The organism is Methylomonas sp. PHL2-19 (assembly GCF_059331595.1).
In genome coordinates, this window is record NZ_CP196839.1 from 35,978 (window position 1) to 56,642 (window position 20,665).

The window sequence follows — 20,665 nt, forward strand, 5'->3', positions numbered from 1 at the left end:
CTTTAAACGCCACCTCACAATCCATTAAATACATGATGCCGACCAGTCAAACCGAGACGCTCGACCAGTATTATCAGCAAGTTCAAGACATTATCCTGAAACGCCAGGATTGGATAAGTGGCCTGCTACCGGCCAGTACCGCCGTCACCACCCACGGTAATTACACCGACGCTTGGGTGCGGGACAATGTCTACAGCATTTTGGCAGCCTGGGGATTGGGGCTGGCGTACCGCAAAGTGGAGGGCCAGCAGGAACGCACCTATTTACTGGAACAAAGCGTCGTCAAACTGATGCGCGGTCTGTTGACGGCGATGATGCGACAAGCGGCAAAGGTGGAAAAATTCAAACACAGCCAGGACCCGCTGGATGCGCTGCACGCCAAATACAAAACCACCAGCGGCGAAGTAGTGGTCGGCGATAGCGAATGGGGCCATTTGCAACTGGACGCGACCTCCTTGTTCTTGCTGATGCTGGCGCAAATGACCGCCTCCGGCTTACGGATTGTGTTCAGCATCGACGAAGTCAATTTCGTGCAAAACCTGGTGCATTACGTCAGCCGGGCCTATCGCACCCCAGACTACGGCATCTGGGAGCGCGGCAATAAGATGAATCACGGTCTGGCGGAATTGAATGCCAGTTCGATCGGCATGGCCAAGGCGGCGTTGGAAGCGATGTCCGGCTGCAATCTATTCGGCAAAGACGGCGGCCAAACTGCGATTATTCACGTCATCAGCGACGACATCGCCCGCACCCGCATTACCCTGGAAGCCTTACTGCCCCGTGAATCCATCTCCAAGGAAGTCGATTCAGCGGTACTGAGTGTGACCGGCTTTCCGGCCTTCGCGGTAGACAATAAAGCGCTACGCGAACGCACCGAGGCTTTGATTGTCGACAAACTGCAAGGCCGTTACGGTTGTAAACGCTTCCTGCTGGACGGCCATCAAACCGTCATCGAAGACCATCAGCGCCTGCATTACGAACCGAATGAATTAAAGCAATTCATGGACATAGAATGCGAATGGCCGCTGTTTTTCTGCTACTTATTACTAAATAAACTGTTTGCCGGCGATACTGAAGGGGTTGGTGATTACCGCCGCCGCCTGGAAGACTTGCTGGTGGAGCAGAACGGCCAATGGCTGTTGCCGGAACTATACATCGTGCCGGAAAGCGCCATCGCCGCTGAAAAACGCCACCCGCACAGCCAAACGCGCATTCCCAATGAAAATGTCCCGCTGGTTTGGGCGCAAAGCTTGTATATCTTGGGTGGACTGTTGCAAGACGGTTTGATTGACCTGGACGACATCGACCCGCTGGGCCGTTACAAGGCCACCCGCTTGTACCCGAACTCCACCCTGAAGATTGCCCTGCTGGCCGAAGACGAACAGGTGCAAGACGAATTGCGCGGGCGCGGCATTCCCTCACAAACTTTAACTGAAATCGCGCCGATCCAAGTGCGAGACGCCAGCGAATTAGCCGCTGCTTACACCCAAGTAGGGCGCAACGACCGCATTGGACTCACTGGCCGACCCCTAAGACAATTACGCACGCTAGCCACCTCCAAGCTTTACGTGCTGGCGGGCGAGCCTTTATTGTTTTTACCGCAATTTATGAACCAAAAAGGTTTTTATATTGCCATGGACAACCAGTTACTGATTCAACGGCTGCGCACTGAACTGGCCTACATTATCCGCCACTGGGACAATCCCGCTCAGCCCTTGTTGGTCATCAACATCAAGCACAATATGCTCGGCAACGAAGACCGCCAAGTATTGTTGGGTTTTATCGAGCAACTCAGCCAAGGTAATGTGCAAGGCACACCGGTGAAACTGGGACGCTTGACTGATTTTGTGCAAACGGCCAGCCACGAAAAAATCGGCAACTTACATGGCTTTAGCTTTTCGGAAGCGAGTTGGGAAGAGGTCGAACGGCCTTTCGCTAATTTGCTGGCCCACGACGACCAAGCGCCACAAGCACTGGATAGCTTCGTGTTGACCGAGTGGGAAATTGGTGACGACGGCCAATTAGTGAAGCAGTTGCGAGATAATCCCAATCTCTACGCGCAACTTGAAGCCCTCACCTTGCTCTGCCAACGCCACGGACTTGATTACGACACTGGCTTACGCAACGACGAAAACCAGCCAGGGTACGTGCGCGACTTGCTAGAAGAAGTCTATGCCCGAGCCGGCGACCGCCACGCTTGGTATGTGGTGCGGCGTTGCGCCAGCTTACTGGGCAAGTACGATATCAACCTGGAACAAGCCGCCACCGAGATTCTGGTGCGCCAGCATGGTTTGACCGTGGGCCGCGCTTACAGCGGCAAAGCCACCTTGCGCCGCCCCACCGACTCCTGGCAAATCCTGGACACTATCCGCACCTTTAACCCCAACGACAGTAGTCAGCAAATCATCGTCCAGGAGTTGATCATCTACCTGGGCATGCTGATCAAGTTAAAGCCGGAACTGTTCGCCGACATGCACACCATTCGCGTCGGCCACATTCTGCAATTGATCATTGCCAGACAAAAACGCCTGAGCAGTACCTCTCTGGACCAGGCGTTTAGCGATATTTTGTCGCTGCCGCCACATCAGGTGGCGGACCTGTTGCAGGAAACCCTGGAAGATTACAACAACAGCGAAAACCAGCTGGGACAAGTCGAAACCTTGCATTGCGAAGGCCCGCAGCGCGATCTGACCGCCGCGCGCTTTCCGGAGTCGATGAATCCGAAAGACCGCGGCGATGCCGACGATTGGTACGCTTGGCGTGAACAGCAAGGCAGCGTCGGCCGGGAAAACGAAGCCTTCTTCGCTGGCGTATGGGACTTGTTGCATCACTGCAAGGGTTTGATGGTCGGCGAAAAATACAACAGCAAACGCCGGATCGACAGCGAGATCATGCTGGCACAGATGACCGCCGGCGAACAAAGCTTTAGATTACATATCAACCATATTCTGAATAAAATTCAGGCGCCGGTGTATCGGCAATTGAGCGTGGAAGCCCTGCGAGCGCTGGCCTCCATTGTCCGTGATTATCCCGACCTGTACATTGACGACACCTTGGTCACGGATATTTTGATCGGCCATGCGGTCAGAATTAGCTGGCTACAACAGCATCCTCATTACCGCGACGATTACGAAGAATGCGTATCACTGGCTTGGCAAGCGTTTTACCAACTGCCGCCGCATGCGCTGGCCAACGCGATACTCGATGCCTTGATCCACTTGCTCAACAACGCCACCCCAACCGCATGAGGACGACTATGATTCTAGCCGGCGACATTGGCGGAACCAAAACGGTTCTGGCCTTACTCGACAGACAAGCCGACGGCACGCTGAGCTGTTTGCAGGAACAAACCTTTGCCAGCGGCGAGTTTCAGACCTTTGAGGAAATCCTGGATCTGTTTTTGACCGACACCCCAACGGTGGCATCGGCTTGCTTCGGCATTGCCGGCCCCGTCGTCAATCAACGCTGCCAGACCACCAATCTGCCTTGGCTGGTGGACGGTGAGCAACTCAAACTCCGCTTGGGCACCGAACAGGTGAAATTGTTGAACGATCTGGAAGCCATGGCAATCGGCATGCTGCACCTACAGGAACAGGACTTCGTGGAGCTCAATCCCACCGCCGAGCCGCAAACCGGCAATATTGCGGTGATCGCCGCCGGCACCGGTTTGGGCGAAGCGATGCTGCATTGGGACGGCGAACAGTATCACCCCATCGCCACAGAGGGCGGTCATTGCGATTTTGCCCCGCAAAACCCGCAACAAGATCAACTGCTGACTTTCCTGCGCGGCCGTTATCCTGCGCATGTCAGCTGCGAACGGATATTGTCCGGTATCGGCTTCAGCAATATCTACGACTTCCTGGTCCAAGCCCGCTTCGCCCCGCCCTGCCCGGCGGTGCCGGCACCCGCCAATGCCAGCGGCGTTGATCGAAATGCGCTGATTTCGCGCTTGGGCGTGAACGACGAAGATCCCTTGTGCCGCGAAACCGTGCGCTTGTTTGCGGAACTTTACGGCGCCGAAGCGGGTAACTTGGCCTTAAAAGCCTTCGCTACCGGCGGCGTATTCATCGGCGGCGGCATCGGCCCTAAAATCAGATCGGTGCTGGAATCCGGAGAATTTATCCAGGCTTTTGTCGCCAAAGGCCGGTTTCAGCCCATGCTCGCCAAGCTATCGGTCAAACTGGCTTTGAATCCGCGCACACCTTTGCTGGGAGCAATGCACTACTTTGCCGCGCAATAAGCATTTCGTATCAAGCTATAGAAAAAGGTACGGCAGCGTCGGAATCGGCTAGGCTTATAAATCAACCTTTTAAATAAGCCTTTGCTAGATTTACTTGCTAGCAGTGTAGCCGAGTCATGGTCCAACCCAAGCAGAAACAAGCCAGTTTGCAAAAATCGCTATCAATCCTTCAAGCCGCGCTCGACTCCAGCACCGACGCTATATTGGTAGTCGATCTGTTCGGCAAGATCGCCACTTTCAACCCGCAATTCATGCGGATTTGGGGCATCCCGCCAGGTTCTTTAAAGATCGGCGACGATGAGAAATCCCTGAGCTACGCCCTGAAACTGCTAAAAGACCGAACCGCCTTCCTAAACCGAATCGAAGAGATTTATAAATACCCTAAGCAACGTTACGCCAGCGAACTGGAATTTAAAGACGGTCGCTTTATCGAAAGCTATTGCCAACCACAATATCTGGACGGGCAACCGGCGGGCCGGGTTTGGAGTTTTCGGGACATCACCGAGCAAAAAACCTCGCGCAGGCGCTTAGCCCAATTAAGCTTTGGTATGGATCAAATGCATGACAGCGCTTATTTGATTACCGAGAATGCCAGCTTCATTTATATCAACAACCAATCCTGCAAGGCTTTAGGCTATAGCCATCAAGAGCTGTTGCGCTTGAGCGTATTCGATGTAGACCCTTGCTTTCCGCGCCAAGTCTGGGCCGCGCACTGGGCGGAGCTGAAAATTAAGCGCTCGAACAAGTTGGAAACCATCCACAAAACCAAGGATGGCAGGTTGTTTCCGGTGGAAGTCGTGGCCAATTATTTTGAATACGCCAATGTCGGTTATAACTTGGCTATCGCTCGGGACATTAGCGAACGTAAGCGTATCGAAGAAGCCCTGCAACAGGCCGCACTGATTTATCAAAACAGCAGCGAAGCCATGCTGTTGGCAGACTCGGATGATCGCATCCTGACAGTCAACGCCGCCTTCACCACCATTACCGGCTACCAATCCGATGAAGTAGTCGGTAAGCACATTGGCATTTTAAACAGCAGCATCCACAGCGAAGCTATGTGGCAAGCCATTCAAAGCAAGGGCAGCTGGCAGGGCGAAATCTGGGACAAACGTAAGAACGGCGAGTTATACGCCAAGTGGTTAACCGTCAATACCATCTTTGATGCTCAACAGACCATGCAGCGGCGGGTGGCTTTGTTTTCCGATATTACCGAAAAGAAAAAAACCGAAGGCGTGATCTGGCAACAAGCCAATTTCGACCCATTAACCCAATTGCCGAATCGGCGCATGTTTTACGACCGGCTGAGTCAGGAGATCAAAAAAGCCCACCGGGAACACAAGCGTCTGGCGCTGTTGTTTATCGACCTGGACTTATTCAAGGAAGTGAACGACACCCTGGGACACGACATGGGCGACGAGCTGCTGCAAATTGCCGCCCAACGGATTTTGACCAGCGTGCGGGAAACCGACACGGTAGCCCGCCTGGGCGGCGACGAGTTTACTGTGATACTGAGCGATGTCGGCGACCCCGACAACGCCGAGCGTATAGCCGGCAAGCTGTTGCACAAAATGACGGAATGTTTTCAGTTGGGTAACGAAATTGCTTATATTTCCACCAGTATCGGCATCGCTTTTTTCCCGGATGACGCCGACAACCTGAAATCGCTGTTAAAGCATGCGGACCAGGCGATGTATGCCGCCAAGCGCCAGGGCCGGAATCAATATTGTTTTTTCATCCCCACCATGCAGGAATCTGCGCAAGCGCGGCTGCGGCTCAGTAACGACCTAAGACAGGCTCTGGCCGGGCAGCAGTTTTATTTGTGCTACCAACCCATCGTCGAACTGGCTACTAATACTGTACGCAAAGCGGAAGCGCTGATCCGCTGGCAACATCCAACACGCGGCCTAATCAACCCGGCGGATTTTATTCCGATTGCCGAAGAAACCGGTTTGATCAGCAGCATCGGGAATTGGATTTTTCAGGAAGCCGCCGAGCAAACCAGTCGCTGGCGGCAATCGATACACGAAAAATTCCAGATCAGTATCAATAAGTCGCCGGTGCAATTTCGGAATGAGCGCGAAAGCCATCGCGATTGGCTGGATAGGCTGGAGGCACTGAGTCTTTCCGGGCAAAGCGTCGTCATCGAAATTACCGAAGGCCTGTTACTGGATGCCAATAGCAGCGTGGCCGAGCAACTGTTGTCGTTCCGCGACGCCGGCATTCAGGTGTCGCTGGATGATTTCGGCACCGGCTATTCCTCGTTGTCTTATCTGAAAAAATTCGACATTGATTATCTGAAAATAGATCAGAGCTTCGTCCGCAATCTGGCGACCGGCTCCGATGACATGGCCTTATGCGAGGCGATCATCGTGATGGCCCACAAATTGGGCATAAAAGTGATTGCCGAAGGCATAGAAACCTCAAGCCAACGGGATTTGCTCACTGCGGCAGGTTGCGATTTCGGACAGGGTTATTTGTTCGCAAAGCCATTACAAGCTCAGGAATTCGAAAGATTGTTTGCCGATTGCAAGCTTTGAAAGATCGGCAGCGGAGGGAGTAAGGGAAGTATGCCAAGCAGGCATGAACATCGAAAACAGTTTAGTTGGGAGCCACCGAGAAAACACGTCTTCCGGTGGCAGCCGTTAATCAATCCGGATTGGATTAATTAGATGCGTCCTTAGTGAGCGGCGCTGTAAACTTTCATCATTTCTTTGTAAAGGTCCAGAGTCGCTTTCAAGCTGGCTACGGCGTTGGCATCACCTTTTTCGATCTCATCGCGGGCAACTTTCAGTTTGTCGCCAGCTCTTTGACGCAAACGCTCGGTTTGCTCATAACGGAACTCTTTTTGCGACTGGCGAACGTCGCCCAGTGCTTTCAAAGTACCTTCTTTGTCGCCTTTTTCCAACAAGCTTACAGCTTCTTCTACTTTGGCAACGGTAGCTTCACCGGCTGCACGTACTTTGGCGTCGCCAGCGCTGTTTGCATTAGCGGATGTGGAAACCAATGCTGCGGCGATCACCAAAAATGAAGCCAAGGTTTTTTTTACTGTGTTCATACAAATCCTATCAATTGATAACTAAGTGTTTTTTTAAACCACATTAAAATTACAAATTTATGACTGTATATTTTAATCCGGTTGCTTGCTCAAAGCCTTTTCATCCTACCATAGATTCTGAAAATAGCAGCAAAACCGGGAAAAATAGCCTAATTACCACAAATATTAAGAGGTATAATTTATTGCGACGCCAAGCCGGCAATATGTTTGATAAAGCCGGTTTCATTGACGAAGGTAATATCGTACATTTTAGTCAACCCCAACACCTGCTCATCACTAACACCCAAGACCAGTAACAGAAAGTTTTCCTTGGCAATATCCAGCCTGCGCCGCATTTTGCAGTACTTGTCGATAAACGAACGAAATTCTCCGGATTTACATTCTATAAATACCGGTATCCGCCCGTTAATTAGAAAAAATACATCCACTTCATATTTATCTTCGTTCGCAAACTGAATATTAAAGCTTCTTAAGCAAGAGAAAAGCCCTTTGCTTTCGTAGAAATGTTTCAGCAATTTCATAAACACATACCATTCCAACCATTCACCATTAAAAAATCCGACAATGGCCGACATACTCTGTAACGTCAGATGGACTCTCTTTTCATTTTTATTATAAAAATACTTGGCGACAAACGAGAATTCGTAAAGGTTTTTACAAAAGCCGGTAATGGTTTTAATTTGATTTTGACTGTAATCGCTTAAATTCAAAACAACCGATGCGTAGTTATTTCTTTGGGCTTTCCTAATTCTATCCAGTACATCCTGCAAAACCGGAAAGTTATCGCCCAATTCAACCGCCACTTCATCATAAAAACCTTGCGTATCCAAGGCGTTATGATTCACTTCGACCTGGATATTTTTACGTTCGAACCAGCTGATGATGGGTTTGTACTGCATACTGTTAGTCATCACAGCAGTGTTGTGCAAATCCACCTCTTCGTCTTTAGGCAAGCGAATATCGGATGGCGCCATTTCCGTTACAGGATTACTCGCCTGTTCCAACTCACGGTATTTAGCCAGTAGCACCCCGTATTTATCGATCAGTTTCTTCACAAAAACCACGGTATCGTGAATTGCCGAGGCTTGTTCGCAAACCGGACACTTAACCGTTTTGCCCACATGCTCGTTCGGCACTTCACGTAAATAGGCACAATTGTTACAGCGCAGAATTGCCATATGGCGTCCTTGAATATTTATTACGGTAATGAATGTACTTGGCTAAATTCAAAATAACCACGCAATCAGCTTGCACTAAAAACTGGCGTTTAGCTCACTGAAGAGCCGCATCTTGACGCTAACAATCCACCCTGAATCTAACGGATAACGCCGGCCGCCGTGTCACAAATCACCCCATCGGTCTGGCAATTGTAGACATGCCTGCACAGACCTCAACCTGAAAATACGGCAAAAAATCCTATCTAACTGATATAAAACAAAAAACCAGGTGCGCCGGTTATTTTTGAATCTGGATCAAAATTTGCTGAGAAGTTTAAAACGGCTGTACAAGCCTTATCCCGCACTCTCGATCACAGGTGATTTATGAGCAAAATCGGCATTTTTTTCGGAACGGATACCGGCAGCACCCGACTGGTGGCAAAAAAAATTTTTAGTCTGTTGGGCGAAGAGCTGGCCGACAAGCCCAAAAATATCAATCGAGTAAAACCCGAAGAATTATTGCAGTACGACGCGCTGATTTTAGGCACCCCGAGCTATGGCATAGGCGACTTGCCGGGCCTGGGAGCCGGATGCCAGGAACGCAGCTGGCAAGAGTTCGTACCTTCCCTGGACGGCGCCGATCTCTCCGGCAAACGCATCGCGCTATTCGGCTTGGGCCATCAAGAACGCTACGCTTCGCGTTTCGCCAGCTCGCTGATCCAGCTTTACCGGGTGTTTTACGGCTACGGCGCCGAAATGATCGGCCGCTGGAGTACGGAAGGCTACACCTTCGAGCATTCCGACTCGATAATCGACAATCAATTCGTCGGTCTGGTGCTGGATCAACGCGGTCAACCGCATTTGACCGACGAGCGCATTCGAGTCTGGCTGGCGCAAATCACGCCGCAGCTACTGCCGGTCTTGGCGGAGGCCGCCTAAATGGTGGCCTCATTCCTAGCAGAGCACGATTCCGTGGATCTAACCCCGCTAGCCGACTGCTCGACTTGTGCTTACCGGGATAGCTTATTGGCTGCCGGCACTTGCAAACCGGGCGACCGCTGTGTGGTCGCCGAAAGCGGCCGGCAAATCGACCGTTTTTTTAAAGTTCATCCGGGCTTCGCGCCGAATTACGCCAATGATCCGTTCTGGGAACGACGGGCAATCGCCGCCCGCTATCTCCCCACCAATCATTTACGCCCGCTACTAACCGATCCTGACGAAGCGGTGCGCCGGGTATTGGCCTACCGCGTACCCGTTGACTGGCTACTGGAGTTGAGTCAAGACAGCGACAGAGAAGTCCGGGTCACCGTAGCTGATCGTCTGCCCGAAACGCAACTTGAACTGATGGCCAACGACCCGGATTATTTGGTGCGAACCTACGTGGCCAAACGCTTGCCTGCCGGGCGGCTGTTCCGTCTGGTCGCCGACCCGGACAACGAGGTGCGCCGCACCGTCGCCGAACGCATACCCAGTGTCAGTTTGGGCTTGATGGCCGAAGATCACGAGGTGAACATCCGCCGCATCGTCGCGCAGCGCATGGACGTCGACGATCTGGTCATGATGAGTAAAGACGAAGACTGGACCGTACGTTACGAGGTGGCCTTGCGCGCCGAGCCGGAACTGCTGAAACAGATGCTCGACGATGCCGACGAAGAAGTCAGCTTTACCGCCCGCGAGCGCTGGGAAGCCCTCACCATGGAGACGGCGCATGCAGCAGACTGAACACATCATCGGCCTGACTTATGCGGATCGATTGCGCATGGCGACCGAATCTCGCCATCAAGCGCTGCAGGAACAGCTGGGTTCTGAATTGGCGGCGCTGACCTCGCTGATGGGACCGATGAGCGACGGGCCGGAATGGCCGGCCGGCGCAGCCTGGCTGGCGGCACGGCATGGCCAGAACGCCTGCGTGATCTCGGATGGTTTATCCGATCCCTGGGTAGAGCGCGACCGCCCGGAAACCGGCCTGGGCCTGGAAGTGTTTATCGCAAGCCCGGATTCCGGCACCGCCACCGATGCGCCGCTCAGCAAACTCGCCGACACCTGGTTATTTCCTTTAACCGCCGAAGTCAGCCACACCCTGGCCGGCTTTCCGCGTTTGAGCGAACGGCTGTTGAACGGCGAGCTATTATCGATGGAATTCGCAATCGACCATATCAAGGACGGCCGTGGGCAAATCGGCGCACTGCTGGGCGCTAACAGCGAACCCGGCAAAACCCTAACGCTAGCGGGTGGCGAGATAAAACTGGTTGCCATCACCTTGCTGACCGGCAGCGAATTGAAGTATCTGCGCGGCAAAGGCGAACTAGCCCGACACGAATTAGCCGACAAACTGAAAACCGCCGGTGTCGGCCATCTGTCCTTACTCCACCGCCCTTCTCTGGTCTGATCTGTATGCCTCTTACGCCCGAAATAGACGCCTGGCTACTGGAAAATGGCTTTCAATTAGGCCTCAACCCACACGGCAAACACCCATTGATTCTGTCCGCCCAACAAGGCCGGAGCGACGTGCTGGCCTTTCTGTTGGAGCAAGGTGCAGATCTTACGGCGCTGGACGCTTACGGCAACAACGCGCTGTGGGCCGCATGTTTCGCCGAAGCCGGCGATTGCATCGGCTTGTTACTGGAAGCCGGCATCGATATTAACTATCAAAACCCGAGCGGCGCCAGCGCGCTGACTTATGCATCATCCAGTGGCAAGCACGCGGTGGTCAAGCAATTACTGGAAGCCGGCGCCGATCCGCTACTGACTACTCAGGACGATTTCAGCGCGCTGGATCTAGCCGCCAATCGCCAATGTTTGCAGTTGTTACGCAGTGCGATGAAAGCCGAGCAGGCATAGCGGAACCGGACATTATTCACTTTTACCCTAAATAGTGGCACTCTCGCGAAGGCGGGAGACCAGCAGCTACGCTGGAGTGGTTGTGCCGTCTCACAACCTTCCAGCATTACCTGCGCGTATCGGGATCGCATGCGCTAACAGCGCTACACCCGCATGCTTAGCCACCAATCTAAACCCTAAGCCGGAGTCCGCCTATTGCCGCGATCCCAGCGCGGGCATAGAATGCGGCCTTTCTCAACATACTCCGAGGACGCACCATGTCAGACTCTTATTGGTTTAGAACCGGCGAAGCCACCGTATTTTCCAGCGAAGGGCAAGGTACCGACGCCATGCCGGAAATTCTGATTGGCGACGTCAAAGGCCCGGCCGGCCATGCTTTTGCCAATCTGATGGGCCAAACCGCCGGCCACACGCGCATGTTTGCGATCCGCGCCACCAACCAACAAGTGCGTCCGGCCACCATCATGGTGCCGAAAGTCACAATCAAATCCTCGGCTTATGTCAATTTATTGGGCGGTCCGGTACAGTCGGCGGTCGCCGACGCCGTCATCGATAGCGTCGCCGACGGCGTCATTCCGCGCCTGCAAGCCAACGAATTGTGCATCATCGCCATGATCTGGATAGATCCCTCCTGCGCGGAAAACCCGGATTTGGACCGTAAGGATTTGTACCGCACCAATTACGAAGCCATGAAACTGGCAATTTCCCGAGCGATGAGCAACTCGCCCAGCATCGACGAATTGATCGCCAACCGCCACAAAATCTTCCACGAAATGTACGACCCGGAAACTGGCGAATCACAGTGGTAGGCTTGTAAAGCGAATCGTCAGGGAGCCGCGATAGCGGCAACCTGACTGACTGCTTAATTCATCATAGAAGCGTATTGTCCAAGCATCATCGCATTCACAGGCAAATCCGCCCGCTCTGCAGCCTAATCCCTTTGCCACCTCCAGCAAGCAGTGTTATTATCCCGCGCCGTATCCGCCCGCACCGCAGCGAGCGATTCGCGTCAACGGAGACGCAAGAGGCTGGTTTTCAAGGTTATACGTTCGCCCTCCGCTTTGTTAAAATCCGCCGATTTTTTGCCCTCGCGGCCTGCCCAGTTTGCTAGGGTGTAATATCCATGCCGCTCGTTCCAATTCCGCAGAGTTTGACCACATGCCAACCCAACCGCTCGAAACGCTGTTCCGCTCAGAAGTTCTCTCCATGTCGGCCTACCATGTCGCCGATGCCAGTAACTTCATCAAACTCGATGCCATGGAAAATCCTTATAGCTGGCCGGAAGACATTCAAACACGCTGGCTGGAATCACTGAAATCCTGCCCGATCAACCGCTACCCGGACCCGGAAGCCAAGACCCTGGCGGCCGCATTGCGCCGAGCGAACGGCATACCGGAGCAAGCGGCCTTGCTGCTCGGCAACGGCTCGGACGAGATCATTCAAATATTGCTGATGGCTCTGAGCGCCGATGCCACTGTGTTGGCACCGGAACCCGGATTTGTGATGTACAAGCAAGTGGCGCAAAGCCTGGGCCTGCGTTACCTTGGCGTGCCGTTGCAGGCAGACTGTTTTGAACTGGACATGCCGGCCATGCGCGCGGCGATTGCCGAATCGCGACCCTCCCTGATTTTTATCGCCTATCCCAACAACCCCACCGGCAACTTATTCGATGCCGACGCCATCAAGGAAATACTCAGCCTTGCACCGGGCTTGGTCGTAGTCGACGAAGCGTATGCGCCGTTTGCCGACGCCAGTTTTATCGGCGAGCTAGGACATTATCCTAATTTACTGGTGATGCGTACCGTTTCCAAACTGGGGCTGGCCGGCTTACGCCTGGGGTTTCTGGCCGGCGATGCGGCCATTGTGGAGCAGCTGCATAAAGTCCGCTTACCCTACAATATCAATAGCTTGACCCAAATCACGGTGGGCTTTGCGTTGGATCATGGCGAGTTTCTGTTAGAGCAAACCCAAACGCTGCGAGCGGAGCGCGCTTCAGTTCTTCAAGCCTTAGACGAGACACCCGGCGTCCACGCATACCCCAGCGCCGCTAACTTCATATTGTTCCGCACCCTCAACAACGCCGCAGACGATGTATTTGCTTCTTTGAAGTCGCAAGGCGTGTTGATCAAGAATCTGTCCCCGCAAGGCGGGCTGTTACACAATTGCCTGCGCGTCACCATCGGGAAACCGGAAGAAAATCAAGCCTTTCTAAACGCGCTGGCAGTTGCTTTAAAGTGATAATTCTCAGCATCCGCAAACGCCTGAAACCCTTGAATAGCGCTGTCGCAAGAACAATTTCAATAATCACGGACAGTAGGGTATATTTGCTGAAAATTATAATAATCGATGTATCGCGATATACATCACATCATCAGGAGTGTTACTTATGAACCACGAAGGCGTCGATCATTCCAAACGCCAGTTTCTGACCTCGGCACTGTCGGTGGTTGGTGCAGTGGGTGCCGGCTATTTGGCCGTCCCTTTTCTCTCGCAAATGCAGCCCAGCGCCAAGGCCATGGCAGCAGGCGCGCCCGTCGATGTCGATATCAGCAAGATGGAACCCGGCCAGCTAATTCGTGTAGCTTGGCGAGGGAAGCCGGTGTGGGTCTTGAACCGGACGCCGGAGGTTATATCCACTCTGGCGACGCTGGACAGCAAACTGGCTGACCCGGTATCCAACGAATCCATGCAGCCGGAGAACAGCAAAAATCCGCTGCGCTCCATTAAACCGGAAATTTTTGTCGCGGTCGGCCTATGCACGCACTTAGGCTGCTCTCCTACGTTTCGCCCGGAAATTGCCCCTAATGATTTAGGCCCGGACTGGAAAGGTGGTTTCTTTTGCCCGTGTCACGGCTCCTGGTTCGATCTGGCCGGTCGTGTGTATCGCGGCGTTCCCGCCCCTACCAATCTTGAAATACCGCCTTATCGATATGAAACAGACAATCTGATTGTCGTGGGCGAAGACAGCGAGGCAGACAAAGCATGAAGCGTAAAATGAATCAATGCAGCGAATGGCTGCTGGAGCGCTTTCCACTCTCCGATTTGTGGAATGAACACATGGCGCACTACTACGCGCCCAAAAACTTTAACATCTGGTATTTCTTTGGGTCTCTGGCTCTGTTCGTGCTCGTCAACCAGTTCATCACCGGCATTTTGCTGACCATGAACTACAAGCCGGACGCCAAACTGGCTTTCGATTCGGTCGAATACATCATGCGCGACGTCAACTGGGGTTGGCTGGTGCGTTACATGCATTCCACCGGCGCCTCGGCGTTCTTCATCGTCGTCTATCTGCACATGTTCCGCGGCCTGATCTACGGCTCGTTCAAGCAACCGCGCGAACTGATCTGGATTTTCGGCATGCTGATCTTCGTCTGTTTGATGGCCGAAGCGTTTATGGGTTACCTGCTGCCTTGGGGCCAAATGTCTTACTGGGGCGCCCAGGTAATTATCTCCTTGTTTAGCGCGATTCCAGTGATCGGCGACGAGCTATCGCTGTGGGTACGCGGCGATTATGTGGTCTCCGACGCCACCTTGAACCGCTTTTTTGCGTTTCACGTCATCGCTGTGCCGCTGGTATTGCTGATCCTGGTATTCCTGCACATCGTGGCTTTGCACGAAGTGGGTTCCAACAACCCCGACGGCGTTGAAATCAAGCAATCAAAGGACCCTTGGGGACATCCTGTCGACGGCATTCCCTTCCATCCGTACTACACGGTCAAGGACATCGTCGGCGTCGGCGTGTTCATGTTCTTCTTCGCCACGGTGATTTTCTACATGCCGGAATTAGGCGGCTACTTTCTGGAGCATGCCAACTTTATCCCGGCTGACCCATTGAAAACCCCGGAACATATCGCCCCGGTCTGGTATTTCACCCCGTTCTACGCCATTTTGCGCGCGGTACCGGATAAGTTTGCCGGCGTGATTGCGATGGGCGGCGCGATTGTGGTGCTGTTCATGCTGCCTTGGCTGGATCGTAGCCCGGTCAAGTCTATCCGTTACCGTGGCGGCATCTTCAAAAAAGCCGTGGCATTGTTTGTAGTGGCGTTTATCGGCTTGGGTTATTTGGGTACCCAGCCTGCTACGCCAGGCGCCACGACGGTTGCGCGGATATTGACCGCCGTTTACTTCGGATTTTTCCTGTTGATGCCTTTATATACCCGCTGGGAAAAAACCAAACCGGTACCGAATCGCCTGACCAACCAGCCTAGCCTGGAGGATCGCATTCCCGCTCTGCTGGCCTTAGTCGATGAAGTCGTTGAGGTACAGCAAGTTCCCGACAATATGGGGGGCACTATCGCTAAGAAAAGGCCGAACTGGTCCGGCATCTCAGCCGTGCTGATTCGTTTTGCAAAAAACCTAAAAAAGAGCCTGGATTAAGCCATGAAAAAAATACTCTACACTCTTTTGTTTTTGCTGCCTTTCAACGTGCTGGCCAGTGGCGGCGTCAAACTGGATAGCGCCGACATCGACTTGAGCGACAACCTGTCGATGGAGCGCGGCGCGAAGTATTACGTCACTTATTGTTTGGGCTGTCATTCGGCAAAACACATCCGCTACAAACGTATCGCGATCGATTTGAAACTAGATGAAGCGGAAGTTCTGAAAGTGGTGGCGCCTTTCGGGGCCGGCATTTACGATCAGATGCATTCAGCCATGAACGCGCACGACGCGGAAAAATGGTTCGGCACCACACCGCCGGATTTATCGCTGATCGCCCGTTCGCGCGGTGCCGACTGGCTATATACCTACCTGCGCAGCTTCTATGCGGAACCGGGAAAACCTTTAGGCGTTAACAACGCGGTATTCCCTGATGTCGGTATGCCCAACGTGTTCTGGCAACTGCAAGGTACGCAGTCGGCAATTACGCAGAAAATCGACGGCCATGACGTGATTACTGGTCTGAAACTGGATCAACCCGGCCAAATGACACCCCAGGAATTCGACAAAATGGTCAACGATCTGGTCAACTTCCTGGTTTACGTCGGTGAACCGGTACAGTTGGAAAGACAACAAATGGGTAAATACGTGCTGTTCTTTATCCTGATGTTTATCGCTCTAGCTTATCTGCTGAAAAAAGAGTACTGGAAAGACGTACACTAATCACAGCTTAAGCGCGTTATATCAAACCGGTATCGGCTAAGCTGATACCGGTTTTTTTATGACCAAGGGTTTAACAAGCAATCGATTTGTAAATCCGGTTAAAATCTCGGTTAAACTCCCAGTATAGCCATGCGCTAAGCTCTAACGCTGGAAACAACTCTATCCTTGACCGTCGAAAGCTAATATGAAAAAAACTACGCCTACCTCCGAAACACCAGTCTCTACCGCTGAAAAGCCCGCTCCAGCGAAAGCGACTAAAAAATCCCCTGCCAAATCCGTTGCCGTTAAAACAGCACAAGAAGCCTCCGCCGCACCGGGCAAAACCAAAGCTAAACCCAAAGCAACTACAACGCCTAAAGCCGTAAAAACAACGGCTGAAGCACCGGCTGCCCCGGAAAGTATCGAAAAAGCGCCGGAAGCTGCCGCAGCCAAAGCAGCCACGAAAAAAGCCACTCCAAAACCAAAGGCCGCCAAAGTAGAGCCTAATGTGGAAGCCGAGCCAAGTGGCACTGCGCCAGTCGAGATTTCCATGCTTGAACGCATAGGTTTGACCGCTGGCGTTATCTGGCATCATTTGGCTGAAAACGGCGCGACACCGGTTGCCAAATTAGTTTATGTACTGCCGGAGGAAGAGGCCGTCATTCAAAGAAGTATCGGTTGGTTAGCTCAAGAGGACAAAATCACGCTGTCGGCCAGAGGTGGTGACCAAGTCGAAACCATCGTGCTGAAGGGCTAGTATTTTGCGGCTGAGAAAATCGTTCCTCACGCAACACTTAGCCGCTTGCCATGAAAATAACGATTGTTGAGGCATAAAGACCTCTGGCTTTAAACGACAAGCAACAGACGGTCAATTGCGAGAGCCATCCAAACCTCAGCAATGACCGAATAAGCGCACTATCAATTATTCGGAGGATAAACAATGAAAAACATTATTTTGGCAATCGTAGCTTTATTGTTCTTAGGCCAAACGGCGTATGCGGCCGACGCAGATTGCGAAGCGAAGGCGACTGAAAAAAAGCTGGCCGGAGCCGCCAAAAATAGCTTTCTTAAAAAATGCGAGAAAGACGCCAAGATCGCTGCCGCTAAAGCCAGTTGCGATACAAAAGCGGCCGAGAAAAACTTGAAAGGCGCGGCCAAGAACAGTTTCACCAAGAAATGTGTCGCAGACGCAAGTAAATAGCACTTTCGATAAACGCGAGTCCTCCGTCCCTCAGGAACGCCAGCAACGAATATCTGCTTGCCCCCATAGTTGCAATCACTCCGAAAATACGTTTTTTGTGGAATGACGTGTTTCAGTCCCACTGACACATACGCAACAGCTATTAACACCGCGCCTCAATAAGCTCGCTCCCGCAAAGCCGGAAGCCCAGTTGCCGCACTGGAGCCCCCTCTTCTCGGGAATGACGACCTCAAGAAACTCAAGAAGCGGATTAACCATAGCGGTTTCGAGAAGACCGCCTTACCTCACCCAAGCAGCAACAGCCCATCGATAGAAAATTTTTCCGGTAACGAAAAAAATTATTTGTTCTACATTTGTTTTAGTTGTATGCTTTATCAAAACAAACACAGAACAAATATGACGCTTACCCGTAAACAACAAGAAATTTTCGACTTCCTGCTACAAAATCAGGAGCGATTCAGTCATCCGCCGACATTGGAAGAATTGTGCGCGGCGATGGGCTTGAAATCACGCGGTTCATTGCATAGCCAGATTAAGGCGCTAATCGATGCCGATTTGATCGAAGCGCCGCAGCGCAAGCAACGTGGCATCCGCCTGACCGAACACGCCAAATCGCTACTCAACAAAACCGAGGCATCCGGCATGCTGCCTTTTGTCGGCACCATAGCCGCCGGCAGGCCGATAGAAGCGATCGAAAACATTTCTTATATGGCAGTGCCGGAAGAATTGAAAACCGAGAACCCTTGTTATGTACTGAAAGTAAAGGGCGATTCGATGCAGGAAGAAGGCATCTTCGACGGTGACTGGGTCATCATCGAACAACGCAGCCATGCCCGTAACGGCGAAATCGTCGTGGCATTGGTCGAAAAAGCCGAAGCAACATTGAAATTTATTGAGCAGTATCCACACGAAACCCTGCTAATCCCCGCCAATTCCACGATGCAGGCCATGCGTTACCGGCCCGAGCAAGTGGAAATACAAGGGGTATTAGTCGGACAAATGCGTAGCTATACCAACCACCACTAGGAGGAGATTATGCTTCATCAATCCGTTCATATGCGCGATCAAAAAGCCAATCAAACAGCCATGCTGAACAGAGCAGACCGACAGGCCGCCATCAACATGATCGAGGAAATTACGTTGGTAGTGGTGCTGTGGGGTGTGTTTTTACTGGCTACCGGCTGATGTTCGTAACCATAAACTGCTTGGCACGGTCAGCTGGCACCCGGCACTATGTATAAGCTGAGTTTTTATGCGCCGGTGAGCCATGCCGAGCAGCTAAAACAAGCGTTGTTCGAGCAGGGCGCCGGGCGTATCGGCGATTATGATAGTTGCGCCTGGCAAGTGCTGGGAGAGGGCCAATTCCGGCCTCTTGCCGGTAGCCAACCCTATCTGGGCAGTATCGGTAAAATTGAGCAGGTCGCCGAATATAAGATAGAAATGGTCTGCGCCGATGATTTGATAAAAACGGTGGTGCAAACCTTGCTGGCTTGCCACCCTTATCAGCAGCCGGCCTACGAGGTTTATAAAATCCTCAGCATCGCAGACTTATCCTAGCCTGTTCAAATCAGTTTTAGGATCTGTGCACAAGCTGATTCCATTGGGATTCGAAGCCATCCAGACGAAATCTATCGATTGCCACTCGCTGGCAAAAGGTCTATCGTCGGCTTTTATGTCTTGATTGACCCGCCATTCCCGCAACCGGAATCCAGTTTTCGAACTTGCCGGCTTGCCGCTTTCGTGGCAACGACAAAGCAAAGATTTTTGAGAGATTCTTTGGAATTTCCTTAATGCCCCCCACTTTCCTCGTCACCCTCCTTCTTGGTGATTTCTTCCAAAGCAAGACCGCCGGCCAACGAACTGGGCTTTTTGGTCGCCGACCCCAAACCTTCGCTCAAATTGATTTTAAGTTTTAAATTGTTCGGCGAATCTGAATTGCGCAAAGCCTCCTCCAAGGTGATCACGCCGCCTTTGTAGAGCTTGAGTAAATGGCTGTCAAAAGTCTGCATGCCGATATTTTCGGATTTTTCCATCGCTTCCTTAATGGCGTGAATATCGCCTTTATGGATCAAATCGCTGACCAACTTAGTACCCAGCAAAATTTCGATAGCCGCCACCCGCTTACCTTCCACGGTGGGTACCAGGCGTTGGGAAATAAAGGCTTGCAGATTCAAGGACAAGTCCATCAATAACTGCGGACGGCGCTCTTCCGGGAAAAAGTTGATGATCCGGTCCAAGGCCTGATTGGCGTTATTGGCGTGTAAGGTGGACAAGCACAAATGCCCGGTTTCGGCAAAAGCCAAAGCGTGTTCCATGGTCTCCTGACTGCGAATTTCGCCAATCAGAATCACATCCGGTGCCTGCCGCAGAGTGTTTTTCAATGCATCTTCATAACTGAGGGTATCGACGCCCACTTCACGTTGATTAACCAAGGATTTTTTATGCGGATGTACAAATTCGATTGGGTCTTCAATGGTGATGATATGCCCGGATGAGTTGCTATTGCGATAATCTATCAAGGCCGCCAAGGACGTGGATTTACCGGAACCGGTGCCGCCGACAAACAAAATCAGCCCGCGCTTTTCCATGATTTTATCTTTGAGGATTTGCGGCAAGCCCAAGGCGTCGGCACTGGGAATATCGACCTTGATGTTGCGAATTACCAAGGCATGGCAATTGCGCTGTTTAAAAATATTCACCCGAAACCGTCCGATTCCTTCTTCGGTAATCGCCAGATTCATTTCCGGCACCTGTTCGAAGGCGGCGCGTTGCTCGGCGTCCATGATACCGTCAGCAATTTCCTTGATGCGTTCACGGCTAAGTTTGACGTTTTCCAACGGTTTTAAGCTGCCTTGGAACTTGGCCGCCGGTGGAGCGCCCGCCGTCAGATAAAGGTCCGAACCATCGTGTTGGACGAGGATTTTTAGATAGTCTTTAAATTCCATGCGGGCGGCTCTCGAATTGATAATGCCCAAAGTGTAGGCCAATCCGCCCACAAGTGAAGCCGGGACGCTATTCGCTCGCTTACCCAAAAATGCCTGTTAATTTCTTCGCCGAAAAATGTAGTAGCTCGTTTATGCTTGCCT

Annotated in this window: 21 protein-coding genes; 17 read left to right on the plus strand and 4 right to left on the minus strand. The window is 52.3% G+C overall.

Annotation, left to right across the window (positions count from 1 at the left end; all coding sequences use genetic code 11):
* The first annotated feature begins 32 nt into the window (after positions 1 to 32).
* The 3 genes from ACR02O_RS00185 (at position 33) to ACR02O_RS00195 (ending at position 6,780) form a co-directional block, all read left to right on the plus strand.
* A complete protein-coding gene (locus ACR02O_RS00185) occupies positions 33 to 3,248 on the plus strand; it encodes a phosphorylase b kinase regulatory subunit alpha/beta (RefSeq protein WP_494522532.1) in 3,216 nt (1,071 codons plus the stop codon).
* 8 nt (positions 3,249 to 3,256) lie between these two features.
* Positions 3,257 to 4,240: a glucokinase gene (gene glk, locus ACR02O_RS00190; protein WP_494522533.1), complete on the plus strand. Its 984-nt coding sequence runs from the start codon at positions 3,257 to 3,259 to the stop codon at positions 4,238 to 4,240.
* Between the two features lie 116 nt (positions 4,241 to 4,356).
* Positions 4,357 to 6,780: a sensor domain-containing protein gene (locus ACR02O_RS00195; RefSeq protein WP_494522534.1), complete on the plus strand. Its 2,424-nt coding sequence runs from the start codon at positions 4,357 to 4,359 to the stop codon at positions 6,778 to 6,780.
* A gap of 140 nt (positions 6,781 to 6,920) precedes the next feature.
* Here the strand turns inward: ACR02O_RS00195 and ACR02O_RS00200 are convergent, their stop codons facing one another.
* Entirely contained in the window at positions 6,921 to 7,298 is a 378-nt protein-coding gene (locus tag ACR02O_RS00200) for a hypothetical protein (protein WP_033155869.1), read from the minus strand.
* Between the two features lie 179 nt (positions 7,299 to 7,477).
* Positions 7,478 to 8,476 carry a hypothetical protein gene (locus tag ACR02O_RS00205; RefSeq protein WP_494522535.1) on the minus strand — a complete coding sequence of 333 codons (999 nt, stop codon included), beginning with the start codon at positions 8,474 to 8,476 and terminating at the stop codon, positions 7,478 to 7,480.
* A 363-nt stretch (positions 8,477 to 8,839) separates the two neighbouring features.
* Here ACR02O_RS00205 and ACR02O_RS00210 point away from each other — a divergent pair, with 363 nt between their 5' ends.
* The 9 genes from ACR02O_RS00210 to ACR02O_RS00250 all read left to right on the plus strand — a co-directional run bounded on the left by ACR02O_RS00210 (position 8,840) and on the right by ACR02O_RS00250 (position 16,399).
* A complete protein-coding gene (locus tag ACR02O_RS00210) occupies positions 8,840 to 9,394 on the plus strand; it encodes a flavodoxin (RefSeq protein ID WP_033155867.1) in 555 nt (184 codons plus the stop codon).
* Positions 9,395 to 10,177, plus strand: coding sequence for a 4Fe4S-binding leucine-rich repeat protein (locus ACR02O_RS00215; protein ID WP_033155866.1), 783 nt, complete (start codon positions 9,395 to 9,397; stop codon positions 10,175 to 10,177).
* On the plus strand, positions 10,164 to 10,844 hold the full coding sequence (locus tag ACR02O_RS00220) for a hypothetical protein (protein ID WP_033155865.1): 681 nt from the start codon (positions 10,164 to 10,166) through the stop codon (positions 10,842 to 10,844). Before ACR02O_RS00215 ends, ACR02O_RS00220 begins: the two co-directional genes overlap by 14 nt.
* A gap of 5 nt (positions 10,845 to 10,849) precedes the next feature.
* Complete coding sequence (locus ACR02O_RS00225; RefSeq protein ID WP_458138411.1) at positions 10,850 to 11,296, plus strand: ankyrin repeat domain-containing protein; 447 nt, start codon at positions 10,850 to 10,852, stop codon at positions 11,294 to 11,296.
* A gap of 257 nt (positions 11,297 to 11,553) precedes the next feature.
* Positions 11,554 to 12,105, plus strand: coding sequence for a formaldehyde-activating enzyme (fae, locus tag ACR02O_RS00230; protein ID WP_033155863.1), 552 nt, complete (start codon positions 11,554 to 11,556; stop codon positions 12,103 to 12,105).
* A 349-nt stretch (positions 12,106 to 12,454) separates the two neighbouring features.
* Complete coding sequence (hisC, locus tag ACR02O_RS00235; RefSeq protein ID WP_033155862.1) at positions 12,455 to 13,534, plus strand: histidinol-phosphate transaminase; 1,080 nt, start codon at positions 12,455 to 12,457, stop codon at positions 13,532 to 13,534.
* Between the two features lie 148 nt (positions 13,535 to 13,682).
* Positions 13,683 to 14,282 (plus strand): ubiquinol-cytochrome c reductase iron-sulfur subunit, encoded by a 600-nt coding sequence (gene petA, locus ACR02O_RS00240; protein ID WP_033155861.1) that lies wholly within the window; start codon positions 13,683 to 13,685, stop codon positions 14,280 to 14,282.
* A complete protein-coding gene (locus ACR02O_RS00245; protein WP_033155860.1) occupies positions 14,279 to 15,676 on the plus strand; it encodes a cytochrome b in 1,398 nt (465 codons plus the stop codon). Before petA ends, ACR02O_RS00245 begins: the two co-directional genes overlap by 4 nt.
* A gap of 3 nt (positions 15,677 to 15,679) precedes the next feature.
* On the plus strand, positions 15,680 to 16,399 hold the full coding sequence (locus ACR02O_RS00250; RefSeq protein ID WP_033155859.1) for a cytochrome c1: 720 nt from the start codon (positions 15,680 to 15,682) through the stop codon (positions 16,397 to 16,399).
* 159 nt (positions 16,400 to 16,558) lie between these two features.
* Here ACR02O_RS00250 and ACR02O_RS00255 read toward each other — a convergent pair whose 3' ends face one another.
* Complete coding sequence (locus tag ACR02O_RS00255) at positions 16,559 to 16,930, minus strand: hypothetical protein (RefSeq protein ID WP_225892984.1); 372 nt, start codon at positions 16,928 to 16,930, stop codon at positions 16,559 to 16,561.
* On the opposite strand from ACR02O_RS00255, the gene ACR02O_RS00260 reads away from it, so the two are divergent.
* From ACR02O_RS00260 to ACR02O_RS00280, 5 genes are all read left to right on the plus strand, one after another.
* Entirely contained in the window at positions 16,929 to 17,135 is a 207-nt protein-coding gene (locus ACR02O_RS00260; RefSeq protein ID WP_225892983.1) for a winged helix-turn-helix domain-containing protein, read from the plus strand. The two genes, ACR02O_RS00255 and ACR02O_RS00260, sit on opposite strands and share 2 nt — an antisense overlap.
* Before the next feature lie 183 nt (positions 17,136 to 17,318).
* Positions 17,319 to 17,579, plus strand: coding sequence for a hypothetical protein (locus ACR02O_RS00265; protein ID WP_494522536.1), 261 nt, complete (start codon positions 17,319 to 17,321; stop codon positions 17,577 to 17,579).
* A gap of 396 nt (positions 17,580 to 17,975) precedes the next feature.
* Positions 17,976 to 18,605 (plus strand): transcriptional repressor LexA, encoded by a 630-nt coding sequence (gene lexA / locus ACR02O_RS00270; protein WP_494522537.1) that lies wholly within the window; start codon positions 17,976 to 17,978, stop codon positions 18,603 to 18,605.
* A 9-nt stretch (positions 18,606 to 18,614) separates the two neighbouring features.
* Complete coding sequence (locus ACR02O_RS00275; RefSeq protein WP_165385910.1) at positions 18,615 to 18,764, plus strand: hypothetical protein; 150 nt, start codon at positions 18,615 to 18,617, stop codon at positions 18,762 to 18,764.
* Between the two features lie 48 nt (positions 18,765 to 18,812).
* Positions 18,813 to 19,136: an NGG1p interacting factor NIF3 gene (locus ACR02O_RS00280; RefSeq protein ID WP_494522538.1), complete on the plus strand. Its 324-nt coding sequence runs from the start codon at positions 18,813 to 18,815 to the stop codon at positions 19,134 to 19,136.
* Positions 19,137 to 19,366: 230 nt separating this feature from the next.
* Here the strand turns inward: ACR02O_RS00280 and ACR02O_RS00285 are convergent, their stop codons facing one another.
* Entirely contained in the window at positions 19,367 to 20,524 is a 1,158-nt protein-coding gene (locus ACR02O_RS00285; protein ID WP_171696679.1) for a PilT/PilU family type 4a pilus ATPase, read from the minus strand.
* Positions 20,525 to 20,665 lie beyond the last annotated feature (141 nt).

What these genes read in the sequence shown, in the direction of transcription:
- ACR02O_RS00185 (WP_494522532.1), top strand. Translation starts at nt 33, where the DNA reads ATGATGCCGACCAGTCAAACCGAGACGCTCGACCAGTATTATCAGCAA.
- glk (WP_494522533.1), top strand. Translation starts at nt 3,257, where the DNA reads ATGATTCTAGCCGGCGACATTGGCGGAACCAAAACGGTTCTGGCCTTA.
- ACR02O_RS00195 (WP_494522534.1), top strand. Translation starts at nt 4,357, where the DNA reads ATGGTCCAACCCAAGCAGAAACAAGCCAGTTTGCAAAAATCGCTATCA.
- ACR02O_RS00200 (WP_033155869.1), bottom strand. Translation starts at nt 7,298, where the DNA reads ATGAACACAGTAAAAAAAACCTTGGCTTCATTTTTGGTGATCGCCGCA.
- ACR02O_RS00205 (WP_494522535.1), bottom strand. Translation starts at nt 8,476, where the DNA reads ATGGCAATTCTGCGCTGTAACAATTGTGCCTATTTACGTGAAGTGCCG.
- ACR02O_RS00210 (WP_033155867.1), top strand. Translation starts at nt 8,840, where the DNA reads ATGAGCAAAATCGGCATTTTTTTCGGAACGGATACCGGCAGCACCCGA.
- ACR02O_RS00215 (WP_033155866.1), top strand. Translation starts at nt 9,395, where the DNA reads ATGGTGGCCTCATTCCTAGCAGAGCACGATTCCGTGGATCTAACCCCG.
- ACR02O_RS00220 (WP_033155865.1), top strand. Translation starts at nt 10,164, where the DNA reads ATGCAGCAGACTGAACACATCATCGGCCTGACTTATGCGGATCGATTG.
- ACR02O_RS00225 (WP_458138411.1), top strand. Translation starts at nt 10,850, where the DNA reads ATGCCTCTTACGCCCGAAATAGACGCCTGGCTACTGGAAAATGGCTTT.
- fae (WP_033155863.1), top strand. Translation starts at nt 11,554, where the DNA reads ATGTCAGACTCTTATTGGTTTAGAACCGGCGAAGCCACCGTATTTTCC.
- hisC (WP_033155862.1), top strand. Translation starts at nt 12,455, where the DNA reads ATGCCAACCCAACCGCTCGAAACGCTGTTCCGCTCAGAAGTTCTCTCC.
- petA (WP_033155861.1), top strand. Translation starts at nt 13,683, where the DNA reads ATGAACCACGAAGGCGTCGATCATTCCAAACGCCAGTTTCTGACCTCG.
- ACR02O_RS00245 (WP_033155860.1), top strand. Translation starts at nt 14,279, where the DNA reads ATGAAGCGTAAAATGAATCAATGCAGCGAATGGCTGCTGGAGCGCTTT.
- ACR02O_RS00250 (WP_033155859.1), top strand. Translation starts at nt 15,680, where the DNA reads ATGAAAAAAATACTCTACACTCTTTTGTTTTTGCTGCCTTTCAACGTG.
- ACR02O_RS00260 (WP_225892983.1), top strand. Translation starts at nt 16,929, where the DNA reads ATGCTTGAACGCATAGGTTTGACCGCTGGCGTTATCTGGCATCATTTG.
- ACR02O_RS00255 (WP_225892984.1), bottom strand. Translation starts at nt 16,930, where the DNA reads ATGGAAATCTCGACTGGCGCAGTGCCACTTGGCTCGGCTTCCACATTA.
- ACR02O_RS00265 (WP_494522536.1), top strand. Translation starts at nt 17,319, where the DNA reads ATGAAAAACATTATTTTGGCAATCGTAGCTTTATTGTTCTTAGGCCAA.
- lexA (WP_494522537.1), top strand. Translation starts at nt 17,976, where the DNA reads ATGACGCTTACCCGTAAACAACAAGAAATTTTCGACTTCCTGCTACAA.
- ACR02O_RS00275 (WP_165385910.1), top strand. Translation starts at nt 18,615, where the DNA reads ATGCTTCATCAATCCGTTCATATGCGCGATCAAAAAGCCAATCAAACA.
- ACR02O_RS00280 (WP_494522538.1), top strand. Translation starts at nt 18,813, where the DNA reads ATGTATAAGCTGAGTTTTTATGCGCCGGTGAGCCATGCCGAGCAGCTA.
- ACR02O_RS00285 (WP_171696679.1), bottom strand. Translation starts at nt 20,524, where the DNA reads ATGGAATTTAAAGACTATCTAAAAATCCTCGTCCAACACGATGGTTCG.